Below are 14108 nucleotides of genomic sequence, written 5' to 3' on the forward strand. Positions count from 1 at the left end.
TTTTGGGTCGTTAGCTCAGTTGGTAGAGCAGTTGGCTTTTAACCAATTGGTCGTAGGTTCGAATCCTACACGACCCACCATGCAAAAAGGGCATCTCGAATGAGATGCCCTTTTTCTTTGCCTCGAATTTATCCTGCCAGATCCTTGGGCCTGCTTCGCAGGCCTTTCGCGACACAAGGCCGCTCCTACAAGGGAACGCGGTTTTCTGTAGGAGCGGCCTTGTGTCGCGAAAGGGGCGCAAAGCGCCCCCAGCAATCTCAGTGCAGCTTCAATCGCGGCTCCGTGCCACGGCCAATCTTGCTGCCCAGCATCATCAACGCCGTGCGGAAGAATCCGTACAACGCCATCTGGTGCATGCGGTACAGCGACACGTAGAACATCCGCGCCAGCCAGCCCTCCAGCTTCACGCTGCCCATCAGGTTACCCATCAGGTTGCCCACCGCCGAGAAGCGCGACAGTGACACCAGCGAACCGTAGTCCTTGTACGCGTAGGTTGGCAGCGCCTTGTTCTCCAGCCGCGCCTTCAGGCTCTGCGCCAGCATCGAAGCCTGCTGATGCGCGGCCTGGGCCCGTGGTGGCACGTTGCGGTCGCTGCCCGGTTGCGGGCACGCGGCACAGTCACCGAAGGCGAAGATGTTGTCATCGCGGGTGGTCTGCAGGGTCGGGCGCACTACCAGCTGGTTGATGCGGTTGGTTTCCAGGCCATCGATGTCCTTGAGGAAACCCGGCGCACGGATACCTGCTGCCCACACCTTGAGGCTGGCCTGGATCACTTCACCGTCTTTGGTCTTCAGGCCATCCTCGGTCACTTCACTGACCGCCGCGTTAGTCATCACTTTCACCCCGAGTTTCTCCAGGGTCTTGTGCACCGGCACGCTGATACGCTCCGGCAGTGCAGGCAGCACGCGTGGGCCGGCCTCGATCAGGGTGATGTGCATGTCCTTGGGCTGAATGCGGTCCAGACCATAGGCCGCCAGTTCGTGGGCCGCGTGGTGCAGCTCTGCGGCCAGTTCCACACCGGTGGCACCAGCGCCGACGATGGCCACACTGATCTGCTCGCTGGCCACGTCACCGGCATGGGCACGCAGGTAGTGGTTCAGCAGCTGCTGATGGAAGCGCTCGGCCTGCTTGCGGGTGTCGAGGAACAGGCAGTGCTGCGCCGCGCCCAGGGTGCCGAAGTCATTGGTATTCGAACCCACGGCGATGACCAAGGTGTCGTAGCCCAGGATGCGCGCAGGCAGCAACTCGCGGCCCTCGTCATCGAGGGTGGCGGCGAGTTGAATCTGCTTGCCTTCCCGGTCCAGGCCACTCATGCGGCCCAGCTGGAAGTTGAAGTGGTTCCACTTGGCCTGGGCCACGTAGTTCAGTTCATCTTCCGAGGAGTTCAGCGAGCCGGCGGCCACTTCGTGCAGCAGGGGTTTCCAGATGTGCGTAAGGTTGGCGTCGACCAGGGTGATCTCGGCCTGTTTGCGCTTGCCCAGGCTTTTACCCAGGCGGGTCGCCAGTTCCAGGCCGCCGGCGCCGCCGCCGACAATCACGATGCGATGAGTCATGGAAATATCTCATAAGGTTTACGGAATTCGTGGCCACAAGGGCCGGCCGCAGACTGCGTGAGGGGAGGGCGAGCGCAAGGCAGCTCATAGCACCAGTCCACTCAGCAGGCGGCTGACAAGACCCAACCCGATGGTCACGGCCAATACCAGCACAAGGAGCAGCCAGGGCCGGAAAGGCCGGCGCTCGACTTGATGCTGGGGGGCTTGCAGATACTCATCGACACGACGCTGATCTTCCGGGTTCAGGCGGCTGGTCATGGTGGGCCTCGTCAGATAGACGTTTGTGACTGCACGAACGCCACAGCGTTCATGCAAGCGCGTCAAACAAATGATAATGCTTTCTATCCCTGGCGCCGAGTTTACGCCATCGCAAAGACTCTCGGCAGTGGATCAAAGACTGATGCCCACGTCGAAGACGATGCTGCGCCCCAGGTTGCCACGCAGAAAGTCCGGCGCGTCGGGGTGGGCGAACAGCACGCGGGCGAATGTCGGCCCGACCAGCGACAGCGAGCGCCAGCCCTGGCGCAAGTATTCGGTGGGCGGTGGGAAATGGGTATTGAGGTCGAGCACTTCGCGCTTGAGGCTGGCAAAGGCAATGATGTCCAGCTCGCTCAAGTCCAGCCCGCGCTCACGGTAGTTGTGCGCTTTCTTGCGCAGGGTCGGCGCCAGGCGCCCGAGCAGCTCGGCGGCGGCGATGCGCCGGGGGCGGGCTTCGCGGCGCACCAGCTGGGCCAGGGAAAAGGCACTGCGCCGGCGTTGCAGCTCCTCTCGCCACTCGTCGTTGAGGCGGCGGCCTTCATCAAGCACGAAGAACACCTCGAATGCGGCATCGCGGAACAGCACATCCGGTGGCTCCTGGCCGGCCGGGGTGAAGTCCTCGCTGCGGTAGGGGATGTTCAGCCCTTGCAACAGGCGCTGGCACACCCACCGCTCCCGCTCCCACTTGCGGGCGTTGGAGAGAAAGGCATTGGCTTGTTCGGCCTGGATGGTAAGCAGGCGCAGGTAATCTGAGTCATCCATGGGAACAAGCTTAGCCGCTAATCGATGACGGTAAGATGCTGTTTGTGCGTAGGAAACGGGGCAGGGTGTAGACTCAGCTTGTCCACATGGCCGAAAGGGATATGTTCCAGGTGATCAGCGCGCAGGTTTTATCCACAACCAGCCTTGCCGTGGGTTGGCTTGGTTACGTGCCCTTGCTGATCTGGGCTGCCAGCCGTACACGCTGGGTGGAACTGGTGACCGACCGGCGCCGTCAGCACCTTTTGTTTGGCACGGTGTTCTGCCTGTTCGCGCTGTGGCTGGTCCGGCGCGATTTCGACACGGGTGTGTCTTACCACTTCATCGGCATGACGGCGGTGACCTTGCTGCTGGACTGGCCACTGGCCGTTCTGGGCGGTTTCCTCGCCCAGTTGGGGTTGCTGGCGCTGGGGCGGCAAGACTTTGCGGCGCTTGGGGTCAACGGTTTGCTGCTGGTGGGCTTGCCGGTGCTGATCACCGAAGTGTGCGCCATCCTGGTCGAGCGGGCGCAGCCGCGAAACCTGTTCGTTTATATCTTCTGTTCGGGGTTCTTTCCCGCTGCGCTGACCGTGCTGATTTGCGTGCCGGTGGCGTTGGCGGTGTTATGGCTGGATGGTCGCTTTGCGATGCCGGAGTGGCTCAGCGATTTTATCGGCTACCTGTGGTTGATGATGTTCCCGGAGGCGTTCATCAACGGCATGGTGATCAGTGCGCTGGTGGTGTTCTGCCCGGAATGGCTGGAGACATTCAACCGCACCCGGTATCTGCAGGCGCCGTGGAAGGATGATGAGCGCTGATTTATGTATTGGCTGGACTGGCCTCTTCGCGGGTAAACCCGCTCCCACAGGGGGTATCACGGCTTGCAGATCTGTGACGGACCTGGGAGAGCGGGTTCAAACGCGAAGAGGCCGGCACAGGCAGCCTGGGCTTCAGTTCAATGCCGCGGCTCCAGCTCCCCCGAGAACAGCTCATCCTCTGCATCCGGCGCTACCGGAATCTTGTGCTCCTCGGCCGCCCAGGCGCCCAGATCGATCAGCTTGCAGCGGTCGGAACAGAACGGCCGGTATGCATTCTTCTCGTTCCATTCCACAGGTGCGCCACAGGTCGGGCAATCGACGGTCAATGGCTGGCTCATGGCTGGCCTCCTCGTAAAGTCAGGTAAAAATGGTGCAGGCGGTCAATCTGCTCGTGCAGTGCGGCGAGATTGCCATCATTGACCACCACATCGTCGGCATGGCCCAGGCGCTCCTCACGGGCCAGCTGGGCCTTGAGAATGGCCTGTACCTGCTCAGGGCTGGTGTTGTCACGCGCCAGGGTGCGCGCCACCTGCAGCTCCTGCGGCACATCGATCACCAGCACGCGCTGGACCTTCTGGTGCTGGCCCGACTCGATCAGCAACGGCGACACGTACACCGCATAGGGCGACTCGGCCTTCGCCAGGTAACTGAAGATCTCCTGGCCGATCAGCGGGTGCAGCAGTTGTTCCAGCCACTTGCGCTGGGCCGGGTCGGCGAAGATCAGCTGGCGCAACGCTGCGCGGTCCAGCTGGCCATCGTCCAGCAGCACACCGGTGCCGAAGCGCTCGACGATGCTGGCCAGTGCCGGGCGACCGGGTTCGACCACCCAGCGCGCCGCCTGGTCGGCGTCGACCAGGTGCACGCCAAGTTCGACGAAGCGCTCGGCGGCGGCACTCTTGCCGCTGCCGATGCCGCCGGTCAGCCCGAGAATCCAGGGGGTGAAGGCCTTGGTGGTCATCACATTCCAAACAGTTGCAGGTAGAAGGCGTACATTTCATCACCCCAGAGCACAGCAATCCACCCCGCAATGGCCAGATAAGGGCCAAATGGTATGGCCGTGCCGACGGATTGTCTGCGCACGCGTAGCAGGCACAGGCCCGCCACCACGCCGATTACCGATGACAGCAGCAAGGTCAACGGCAATACCTGCCAGCCGCCCCAGGCACCGATCAGCGCCAGCAGCTTGAAGTCGCCATAGCCCATGCCTTCCTTGCCGGTGATCAGCTTGAACACCCAGTACACCAGCCACAGGCTCAGGTACCCGGCCACCGCGCCCCACAGCGCATCGGGCAGTGGCACCACGGTATCGAAGGCATTGACGATCAAGCCCAGCCACAGCGTCGGCAGCACGATGACATCGGGCAGAATCTGCTGGTCATGGTCGATCAGGCTCAGTGCCAGCAGGCTCCAGGTCAACGGCAGCAGGGTCAGCGCCTGGACACCAGCGCCGGAGTGCCAGGCCACCACCACCGATAACAGCGCACACGCCAACTCGACCAATGGATAACGCGCACCGATCGGCTGCTTGCAGGCCGAGCAGCGTCCGCGCAATGCCAGGTAGCTCAGAACGGGAATGTTCTCCCAGGCGCGGATCGCGTGGTGGCAATGCGGGCAGTGGGAGGCGGGGAGGGACAGATTGAAGCGCTCGTGCTCGGTGGTCGGCAGGCCCAGCACTTCCTGTGCCTCGCGTTGCCACTGGCGCTCGAGCATGATTGGCAGGCGATGCACCACCACGTTGAGGAAGCTGCCCACCAGCAGGCCGAGCACAGCCGCCAGGGTGATGAAGTAGGCCGGCTGCTCGGCCAGCAAAGTCCATGAAGTCATGTTCAGATCAAGCTACCCAACTGGAAGATCGGCAGGTACATCGCCACCACCAGGCCACCGACCAGCAAGCCCAGGATCAGCACGATGGCCGGCTCCAGCAGGCTGGTCAACTGGTCCAGCGTCTGGCTGACCTGTTCCTCGTAATGGCTGGCGGACTTATCCAGCATCTGGTCCAGCGTGCCGCTGGATTCACCGATGGCGGTGAGTTGTACCAACAATGGCGGAAACAGCGGTTCATTACCCATTGCCTGATTCAGTGCCTGCCCGTTGGCCATGCCCTGGCGCACGCGCTGCACCGCCTGCTCGTGCAGGGTATCGCCGCAGGCCTTGGCCACGGTGACCAGCGCATCCAGCAACGGCACCCCCGCAGCATAGGACGTGGCCAGGGTGCGAGCGAAGCGCGCCAGGGCCGCCTGGCTCAACAGCCTGCCGAACACAGGCAGGCGCAAAGCTTGTGCAGTTATCCACAAGCGGGCTGGCGCATGCTTCTGATACAGCCGGGTCACGGCGAATCCCAGGCCAAGCGTGGTTATCAACAGCAGCGGCGCATAGCGCCCCAGCCCTGTGGACAAGTCGATCACCCACTGGGTGAAGGCCGGCAGCGCGGCATCGAAACCGGCAAACAGGCTCTCGAAACGAGGAATCACCTCCAGCAGCAACACCGCCGAAACCCCCAGCCCGGTCAGCAACAGCAGCAACGGATAGAGCATCGCCTTGCGCACTCGCTTACGCAGCACCTGGCGTTGCTCCAGCATCCCCGCCAGTTGTTCCAGCTGCCGATCAAGCGTACCGGACTGCTCGCCCACACGAATCAGGTTGCAGTACAACCCATCGAACCATGCCGGATGGCGCTGCAGCGCATCCGCCAGCCCCAGGCCCGAGGCCACATCCCGTTTCAATTTATCCAGTAACGCTGCCTGGCCCGCACTGCAGCCGCTGCGCCCCATTACCTCGAAGGCCTGCAACAGTGGAACCCCAGCCTTGAGCAAGGTCGCCAGCTGCCGACTGAACCCCGCCGGGTCGGTCTTTTCGCGCGCCTTCGGCAAACGCCATTCCAACCCGCCAGCCTGCCGCAGGCTGACCACGCGGATGCCCTGGCGCTGCAAGCCGGCCCGCGCATAGGCCGGGCTGCGCCCGCTGACCTGGCCGCTGACCGCGGCGCCATTGGCATCCGTGCCGCGCCAGGTGTAGAGGTGTGTAGATGGGTTCATTGCAGAGGTCCTTTTCGGCTCGTGCGACAAGCCTGGAAACAGCTTGGCGCGTCCATGAGCGGGCGTGCGTCCGTGATGCTCACTAGAGTAGTTCAGCGAAGATGACGCCCTGGCAGGCAGGGGTGACAAAAGGTGTCTGTTCAGGCCTACTGCGCCGCTGCCAGCTGGGGGCGAACCTGACCTCCACGAATACCCGTATGAAAAAGGAAACCGTTCATGAAAGGGCAACGCGGTATCACCCTGATCGAACTGATGATCGTTGTCGCGATCATCGGCATTCTGGCGACCATTGCCATCCCGATGTACACCAACCACCAGTCCCGCACGAAGGCTGCGGCCGGGTTGCTGGAGATCAGCGCGCTGAAGACGGCGATGGAGCTGCGCTTGAATGAAGGCAAGGATGTGGCGAGTGTGGCCGAGTTGGGTGGGCAGCCGGCTACGGCGAACTGTGCAATTGCGGTCAGCAGCAAGGCGGCTGACGGGATTGGCACGATTGCATGCACCCTGGTTGATGCGCCGACCAATGTGGTTGGCAAGAGCCTTGCCCTGACGCGTTCGCCAACTGGCTGGACCTGCACGACCGATATCGAGGAAGACCTCGCGCCGAAGGGCTGCAAAGCGCTCTGAGGAAAGGGGAATAAGGCCGGGGAAACAGGGGTTTACGCGGCAGGTGCGGCAGTGGTACGTTGCGCTACATGCCGGTGTAGCTCAGTCGGTAGAGCAGCGCACTCGTAACGCGAAGGTCGCAGGTTCGATTCCTGTCTCCGGCACCACATCCAGCTCCACTGCATTCCGCTGAATGCTTTGGAAGCTCTCTAAACCGGCCTTTTGGCCGGTTTTTCGTTTCCACGACCCTCCGTCGGGAACCAACAAAATCCCCAATAACCGGGGGTATTTTTGGGGTACAGCGCCTTTCCTGAATGGAGAACGTACCCCTATGCCACGCCTAGCCATTCCGCTCAGCGACCTCAAATGCCGCACGGCTAAACCGCGTGATCGCGCCTACAAACTGTTCGACGGCGGGGGCATGTACCTGTACGTCACGCCCTGTGGCTCGAAGACTTGGCGGCTGCGGTATTTCAAACCCAACGGCAAGGAAGGCACGCTGATCATCGGCAAGTACCCCATCGTTTCGTTGGCTGTCGCGAGGACCAAGCGCGATGAGGCCAAGGCCCTGTTGCTCGACAACCTTGATCCGATGGAAGAAAAGCAGAAGGCCAAGATTGCTGCCCAGCGGGCGAGTCTTCTCTTTGAAACTGTTGCCTTGGAGTGGCATGTCGAAATGTCCCGGCGCTGGACTGAGGGGCACGCCAAAACGGTGCTGAGCAGGTTGCGTACCCATGTGTTTCCACTGATTGGCCAGCGGCCAATTGCTGAGCTCGACACCCACGATCTCCTTGAGGTCACCCAGCGAGTCAAGGATCGCGGCACCATGGATGTTGCGCTGCGTGTGCAGAACTATCTATCCACGATCATGCGGGGTGCGAAGCGGGCGCGGCAGATCACTCAAAACCCGGCGCTCGATCTGGCCGGCTCGATTCAAGCGCCGCGCACCGTGCACCGTCCTGCACTCTCGCTGAACCGCCTTCCTGAACTGTTAGATCGAATCGACAACTACACCGGTCGCGAACTGACCCGGCTCGCAGTGCTGCTAACGTTGCATGTATTCGTGCGCTCCAGCGAACTGCGCTTTGCTAGGTGGGATGAATTCGACCTGCAACGTGCGATGTGGGAGATCCCCGATACCCGCAAGCCGATTGAAGGCGTCCGCTATTCCACACGCGGGACCAAGATGAGTGGGGACATTCAGATAGTGCCGTTGTCGCCTCAAGTCATCGAGATCCTTGAACGGCTGCGCGGCTTGAATCGCTTCTCTGAACTAGTGTTGCCCGGTGATCACAGGTACTGGAAGCCCTTGTCGGAGAACACGGTTAACCAGGTGCTGCGCAATATGGGGTACGACACCACCAAGGACGTGTGCGGGCATGGATTCAGGACCATGGCTTGTAGCGCCTTGCTGGAATCGGGTCTGTGGACGGACGCGGCGATTGAGCGGCAGATGAGCCATCAGGAGCGTAACCGCGTGCGGGCTGCATATATCCACAAGGCCCAATTTCTGGAGCAGCGTCGGTTGATCATGGCGTGGTGGAGTAATTACATCGATGCCAACAGATCGGGCCATGTCACTCCGCATGAGTTTGCCCATCCGGTAGGCGACAACGTCACAGCTTTGCCAAATGGCCATGGCGCATTCAATCGCGGGTGAGCCTGCAAGATTGGTGCTGGCTGCTCTTTCACGCGGGTCCATCCAAACAGGGCTGCAAAGCCGCCCTGTTTGGATGGACCTCACTTTGAAGAGCTAAAAGCCAAGACGTTGTCCGGGATTTACCACTCAATTCCACCGGTGGATAACCGCTTTCAACCTCCTCAATAGCGCTGAATTTCGATCCTTGACCGGGTTTATCCACAGGCGTAGAACTGGCCGTGCAAGCGCTGTCGATGACAGCACCCCAGGTGGCCCGAACCTTTAAGGTCACGCCGCTCCTGCGGTGGTTCTCCCCTCAAATGGCGATTCGCGTCCGGCAGCTCGCCCGGTCACCTCCCCGGTGATGGATGCCTACTTCAGATCATGGCCCTCGTGCGCCAGACAACACCTCGTACTTCGCTGCCCTGCAGCAACCTATCCGCTTGGCCGAATCTTGCGCCAACCTGTGCCCGTCTCTTTCTCTGGAAAGAGACGGGCACTTCTACCACTGCTGCAGCCCTGATCGCACAAGGCTTCGCGGCAATCTCCCTCGTGACAATCGGCGTGACAAACGCCGATGTCACCAGCAACAGCGCTGTAGATGATGGTGCCGCAGACCAAGGAATGGACTGCACCTGACTGACAGTTAGGCATGCCCCGGTCATCGCATTGCTGCGTTCACCCGGCTCAGGATCTCGCGGCACTGGTCTCTTCAGCCAATGCAGCCTCCACCCGCCCACCGGTAACGGTGCTCAGGAGGTCAGATCATGAGATGCCCTTGCTCCCGGACGTAAGGAGCCGCCAGTCCCGCGTAGTGGACATTCCCCACAGGTCGCAGGGGCCTTGATCCCTGATAACACTCAACATTCTTGGCGGGATGACGTGGGGCGAGGATCGGAGAACAGGCGATGAGGTGATCGACATGGCATTAGTAGGTAGGCGGGATGGCCGCAATTTCGACTATGGCAGACAATTGAGCTATGCAGGCCCGCAGGCGTTGAAAGACATGTTCGGCGGCGGCCATTACGGCACGGTGAAGGCACACTGTGATCGGTGGCAGGCATTCGTGAAGTGGTGCCGCTCCGAACACGGGCCTGGCATCAATGATTCGCGGCAGATTGATCGAGAGATCTTGGAAGATTACGCAGCGTACCTGCGCGACCGGGTTATGTGCGGTGACCTTGCTGTCAGCACCGCGCAAAACCGGCTGTCCAGCGTTAACAGGACCATGGCAGCGCTTCGCGGTGATCAATGTGTGAAATTGCCCAGCCCGAGCAAGGCGGTGGGTATGCAGCGCAGCGGGGGTCGACAGTTCGTGCCTCTGGGCCAAGAGCGCGCAAAGGTTAAACAGATCGTCGATGCACTTTTTCGCCAACATCATCTACGGGCCGCCGCAATTGTTCTGTTGGCCCTAGCCACCGGCATGCGCTTGCGCGGGGCCATCTTGGCTGACCTGCCAAGGCTGAGTCGTGAGGCTAACGACCTAGGCAGGATCAACATTCAGGACGGCACCAAAGGTGGCCGCGCCGGTGCCTCAGCGCCACGTTGGATTGCGGTGGACGACCATGTTCGAAGTGCCCTTGGGTTTGCACGGCAGGTTTCGCCTGCAGGTAGCCGTAAACTAATTGCGCCACACGAAAGCTATCTGAATGTTCTGCAAGAAATCATTCGCCCTGCGCGGGCCATTCTGCATGTCCACAACCTCAGAGGCTTCGATGAGCTCCGTGCGGCGTACGCATGTGAGCGCTATGAGCAGATCACCCTGCAACGGGCGCCTATCAACGGCGGCCAATGTTGCCAGGTAGATAGAAACCTTGATCGTGAAGCTCGGAGGCAGATCAGCTGTGAGCTAGGGCACGGTCGGATCGACGTGGTCGCGGCGTACATTGGAGGGCGAACATGAGCAAGCCATTCGATATGGAATTGTTTTTGGCAGCGGTTCTGACGGGGTCGTTCGCAACTCGGCAACGCCATTTGCGTCAGGCGAAGACCATACAGGCTGAAATCGCAGAGCGCTGGCAGCGAGAGACGCCTTGGGCTTGGCAGAGAAAGCATGTGTCTTGGTTTCTAGAGCATCGCCTAGATCGACACAGCAGGATGACGCGGTACTACTATTTTCTGACCGTGCGGTTACTAGTTCGTCGTTTTCAAAAAACGTGGGTGTTCAACCTATGAGCGAGGATTTGATTTCGATAGGCAGGGCTCACAGTAATCGACCCATAGCTGCCGGCCAGCAAGGATCAATGACGTCGGTACGTAGACAGTGTGACAGTTAATTAAAAACTGGCGTTCGAGCTTGTCCATTCCGCGTATGCTATCAAGTGTGGGGCTGTTTTCGACCGTACAGAGCAGCTGAGTTTCTAAACGTCGATACGAGTCTTGGATGAAAAACCTAACGGTGCGATCAATAAGATTAGCTTGCTGGACTAGCGAAAGCTAGACTTTTGCTCGCCTGCGAGTTAAATAATTAGCGCCAGATCTGGCCTCCGTCGCTAACTAGAGGTAACGTGCCCGCGCGGATGATTCGATATGCCAAAAGTCATCGATCTGGATGACGTAAACGGCCTCTGCTTAACGCAAGGATGGGAGGGTTTCATGTCAAGTTATTGGGCTGAGCGGCAGCGAAATACGAATAAGCTAGCGAGAAAGATAGCGGGAAAATTATTTGAACAGCAGGATGTTACACCGAGGCAAATCTATGGTTTATCTATGCTGGCATGGATTACGAATAGCTTTGATGGGGATAACGCAGGATATATTTCAAGCACCAAAATACCTGCGCTAGGCCATGTGTTGCATTCGAATTTTTCAGGAATGAACCTATCTGAGGTGGCGAATATTGCCTCTTCTGAGGCTAGCGATGCTTCGCTGGAAGCACTGATACTAGGCCACACGGGATTTACCAACTTCTATAAGGCTTTTCGCAATAGCGTTCTCATATGGATTGAAGAACACATGGAAGTGCTACTGCCGCTCTATAAGGATGTCTACGAAGCCACAGAGGACAGGGAAAGGTTGGCTGTAGTACAAAGGATTTCCAATCTGCCAGGAATTCCTAAAGCCAATAATCCTACGCAGTTGATGAGGCCGGAGTATTTTTTGACACCATCATTTTTCATGCTGGATGTCGATATTAAATTTCCGCTAATCAACGGAAATCCAGGAGTTAGAAACCTCCTGAGAAGGCTCAATGTGGTGCATTTAGACCTTGTCTCACAATATCGTGCCATGACTGCACTCTATGGTACTGGTGGGATTGTAGATGCTGCTGATCTTGATCAGTTAGGGCCGAGTTTGTCTGATTTTATATCGACGCCAGGGCAGGGCGCGAAAAAAAAGCTGCTTGAAGAGAAAGATGAAAGCTCATCATCTGACCTGCCACTTAAAGACGAGAATGACGTAGAGTCAATTAGAAAGTCAGGGACAGTTGTTCAGAGGCGAATCCACAATAGGCTGACTAATAGCCTGCGTAGGTCACTTGCATCGTTCACTCTTTTAGAGGGGAGAGATGATTCTTGTATGTTTGATGTGTTGGTCTGTCGATATGATGAGGAAGGCAACGATCTGCTCATAGAAGTGAAAAGCTCAATTGAAATACCTAGCGTCAGAATGGCTGTCGGCCAACTTTTTCACTACTGGCATGTGCTACATGGGGATTCAGACCCGCATTTGGCAGTGCTTCTCCCTGAAAGACCGCCATTAAGTGTCGAGTATTTTCTGAGTTGGATGAGCGTCGGGTTGCTTTGGTATGAAGGCGACACTCTATTTACTGCTGATGAATGGCTGCAGTGCATAGCTCATGAAGCGAGCTAGCCGTACGAGATGAAGCGGTTGGTATTCGCCCGTCTCCAATATATCTGAGCCCATTGCTAGGGATCATATCGGGCGCGGGTTTGCATTTGAAAAGTAAAGGCGGCTGTGGCTGCCGAGCAGCAATGAGTCAATGCCGCCGATCTTAGACATGCGTGCATTGGAAATGTATCCGGGCGCGGCATAGCCGCCACGCATGTATCTGGTTCAGTAGCAGAGATTGAAAATGAACTGTGGCAATTGGAGCAAGTCCGTAAAACGGATTAGTTTTGTACATGAGTTTTGATCAGTTCGGTGTCGCCTTATCGGTTTCTGTGATCATGGGACTTGACGGTCTAACGAATTGTGTACAAATTTCGTAATTTTAAAGCTATTAGGTTGATGATATGACAAAGAGCGAGACTTTATTTCATTACACTGATGTTTCTGCACTCTCTTCGATCTTGAGAAATAAAGTCCTTTGGCTTACTAACCTTGGTTATCTTAACGATTCTCAAGAGTTTCATGATGGTGTTGCAGTTGTTTCTAGAGTTATTGAGTGTTTGGTTGCTCGGGAGGGACGTGGTTTTGAACAGCGAGGTGGCGGCTTAGCATTTGCCCAAGGTGTTCTGCAGTGCTACAAAGACTTGGGAGTTTGGAGCTCATTATATAGTTGCTCTTTCAGTGGGGCTGGGAACTTGTTAAGTCAGTGGAGAGCGTATGGTAACTATGCTATAGAGTTTTGTAGGGAAGGGCTTGAGTCTGCGCTTAGTCTTCATGACTGTGTTTATGATGCTGCTGCTAAAGAATCACTGGCGGAGCGTGTTCTTAAGCCTTTTATTGAGGAGGCAGAGGACTATATGAAAACGGATTTCGCAGAAGATATGCCGGGCCTTGCATGTCTGACCGAAAAAATTTCAACTTTCAAAAATGAGCATTTCGCTGCTGAGCATGAGGTGCGGATAATTGGGAAAAGTGACTATCACATGAGTGGAGTTAAGTTTCGTCCAAGGGGGGATTTGCTAATTCCATATCAGGAGATTAGCTTTCCAGTTGAGAGTATTGTGGCAATTCATATCGGTCCTATCGCCAACCAAGATTTAGCCGAAAACTCATTATCCATGCTGCTGAGAACCTGTGGATTAACTCGAGTGCGAATAGTAAAATCTGATATTCCATTCCGGGCCTAATGTAGGCTTTTACCAGGTCTTGAGTTGAGCTGCTTTAAATTCTTAATAAAATTGGTAGAGGTTGCGGGCTTCCTCAGTCCCGATTGCTTTGAACTAAAGCATGGCCCTAGGTTCATCGTCGAAGCTATCAGCCAGTTCCTTATAGGCCTTGTACTTTATCTGGCTGCCAGTGGCTGCCGATACGACCCGGAAGTAGTGATGGGGATCTCCTTATGTATATGTCGATCTCCATCTACTCGCTGCTGTCCCTAGTGAGCACATGTGCGGCAGGCGACGCTTATCCAAGCTGAAATTGCAGAGCGCTGGCAGCGAGAGACACCTTGGGCCTGGCAGAGAAAGCATGTGGTTTGGTTTCTTGAGCATCGCTTGGATCGACGTAGCGAGGTGACGCGATATTACTATTTTCTGACCGCGCGGCTGCTCGCTCGTCGTTTACAAAAAACATGGATGTTCGACCTCTGAGCGAGAATCTGATTTTGATA

General features: G+C 57.6%; 14 protein-coding genes, 2 tRNA genes and 1 pseudogene. 10 read left to right on the top strand and 7 right to left on the bottom strand.

All coding sequences use genetic code 11. The features are described from left to right. Positions 1 to 4: 4 nt before the first annotated feature. Positions 5 to 80 (top strand) — tRNA-Lys (locus APH33_RS16185). A 177-nt stretch (positions 81 to 257) separates the two neighbouring features. On the opposite strand, the gene APH33_RS16190 is transcribed toward APH33_RS16185, so the two are convergent. The 3 genes from APH33_RS16190 to APH33_RS16200 all read right to left on the bottom strand — a co-directional run bounded on the left by APH33_RS16190 (position 258) and on the right by APH33_RS16200 (position 2573). Continuing rightward, positions 258 to 1553 (bottom strand): NAD(P)/FAD-dependent oxidoreductase, encoded by a 1296-nt coding sequence (locus APH33_RS16190; RefSeq protein ID WP_054886114.1) that lies wholly within the window; start codon positions 1551 to 1553, stop codon positions 258 to 260. A gap of 84 nt (positions 1554 to 1637) precedes the next feature. Then, positions 1638 to 1811 (bottom strand): DUF3094 domain-containing protein, encoded by a 174-nt coding sequence (locus tag APH33_RS16195; RefSeq protein WP_054886115.1) that lies wholly within the window; start codon positions 1809 to 1811, stop codon positions 1638 to 1640. 132 nt (positions 1812 to 1943) lie between these two features. Next, positions 1944 to 2573, bottom strand: a complete 630-nt coding sequence (locus APH33_RS16200) for a DUF1780 domain-containing protein (protein ID WP_027918232.1) — start codon at positions 2571 to 2573, stop codon at positions 1944 to 1946. Between the two features lie 86 nt (positions 2574 to 2659). Between APH33_RS16200 and APH33_RS16205 the strand changes: the two genes are divergently transcribed. Then, complete coding sequence (locus APH33_RS16205) at positions 2660 to 3367, top strand: energy-coupling factor ABC transporter permease (protein WP_054886116.1); 708 nt, start codon at positions 2660 to 2662, stop codon at positions 3365 to 3367. 137 nt (positions 3368 to 3504) lie between these two features. On the opposite strand, the gene yacG is transcribed toward APH33_RS16205, so the two are convergent. The 4 genes from yacG to APH33_RS16225 are packed head-to-tail and all read right to left on the bottom strand — an operon-like array spanning position 3505 to position 6402. Beyond that, positions 3505 to 3705, bottom strand: coding sequence for a DNA gyrase inhibitor YacG (gene yacG, locus APH33_RS16210; protein WP_054886117.1), 201 nt, complete (start codon positions 3703 to 3705; stop codon positions 3505 to 3507). After that, the gene (coaE, locus tag APH33_RS16215) at positions 3702 to 4325 is read right to left on the bottom strand and encodes a dephospho-CoA kinase (protein WP_054886118.1); all 624 of its coding nucleotides are present in this window, start codon (positions 4323 to 4325) and stop codon (positions 3702 to 3704) included. Before coaE ends, yacG begins: the two co-directional genes overlap by 4 nt. Continuing rightward, complete coding sequence (locus APH33_RS16220) at positions 4325 to 5191, bottom strand: A24 family peptidase (protein WP_054886119.1); 867 nt, start codon at positions 5189 to 5191, stop codon at positions 4325 to 4327. The genes coaE and APH33_RS16220 overlap by 1 nt, the downstream gene beginning before the upstream one ends. Positions 5192 to 5193: 2 nt before the next feature. After that, the gene (locus tag APH33_RS16225; RefSeq protein ID WP_054886120.1) at positions 5194 to 6402 is read right to left on the bottom strand and encodes a type II secretion system F family protein; all 1209 of its coding nucleotides are present in this window, start codon (positions 6400 to 6402) and stop codon (positions 5194 to 5196) included. A 216-nt stretch (positions 6403 to 6618) separates the two neighbouring features. On the opposite strand from APH33_RS16225, the gene APH33_RS16230 reads away from it, so the two are divergent. The 8 genes and pseudogenes from APH33_RS16230 to APH33_RS27695 all read left to right on the top strand — a co-directional run. After that, positions 6619 to 7029 (top strand): pilin, encoded by a 411-nt coding sequence (locus APH33_RS16230; protein WP_054886121.1) that lies wholly within the window; start codon positions 6619 to 6621, stop codon positions 7027 to 7029. A gap of 70 nt (positions 7030 to 7099) precedes the next feature. Then, a tRNA-Thr gene (locus tag APH33_RS16235) sits at positions 7100 to 7175 on the top strand. 164 nt (positions 7176 to 7339) lie between these two features. Continuing rightward, positions 7340 to 8668, top strand: coding sequence for an integrase arm-type DNA-binding domain-containing protein (locus tag APH33_RS16240; RefSeq protein WP_054886122.1), 1329 nt, complete (start codon positions 7340 to 7342; stop codon positions 8666 to 8668). Between the two features lie 901 nt (positions 8669 to 9569). Continuing rightward, on the top strand, positions 9570 to 10550 hold the full coding sequence (locus APH33_RS16245) for an integrase domain-containing protein (RefSeq protein ID WP_054886144.1): 981 nt from the start codon (positions 9570 to 9572) through the stop codon (positions 10548 to 10550). Next, positions 10547 to 10822, top strand: coding sequence for a hypothetical protein (locus APH33_RS16250; protein ID WP_054886123.1), 276 nt, complete (start codon positions 10547 to 10549; stop codon positions 10820 to 10822). The genes APH33_RS16245 and APH33_RS16250 overlap by 4 nt, the downstream gene beginning before the upstream one ends. A 354-nt stretch (positions 10823 to 11176) precedes the next feature. Continuing rightward, positions 11177 to 12460 (top strand): hypothetical protein, encoded by a 1284-nt coding sequence (locus APH33_RS27215; RefSeq protein WP_156351956.1) that lies wholly within the window; start codon positions 11177 to 11179, stop codon positions 12458 to 12460. Between the two features lie 383 nt (positions 12461 to 12843). Beyond that, positions 12844 to 13626: a DUF2971 domain-containing protein gene (locus APH33_RS27220; RefSeq protein ID WP_156351959.1), complete on the top strand. Its 783-nt coding sequence runs from the start codon at positions 12844 to 12846 to the stop codon at positions 13624 to 13626. Between the two features lie 258 nt (positions 13627 to 13884). After that, a pseudogene (locus APH33_RS27695) lies at positions 13885 to 14088 on the top strand (hypothetical protein); the annotation flags it as partial. Positions 14089 to 14108: the final 20 nt, after the last annotated feature.

Source organism: Pseudomonas sp. NBRC 111130 (assembly GCF_001320485.1).
GTDB lineage: Bacteria > Pseudomonadota > Gammaproteobacteria > Pseudomonadales > Pseudomonadaceae > Aquipseudomonas > Aquipseudomonas vlassakiae.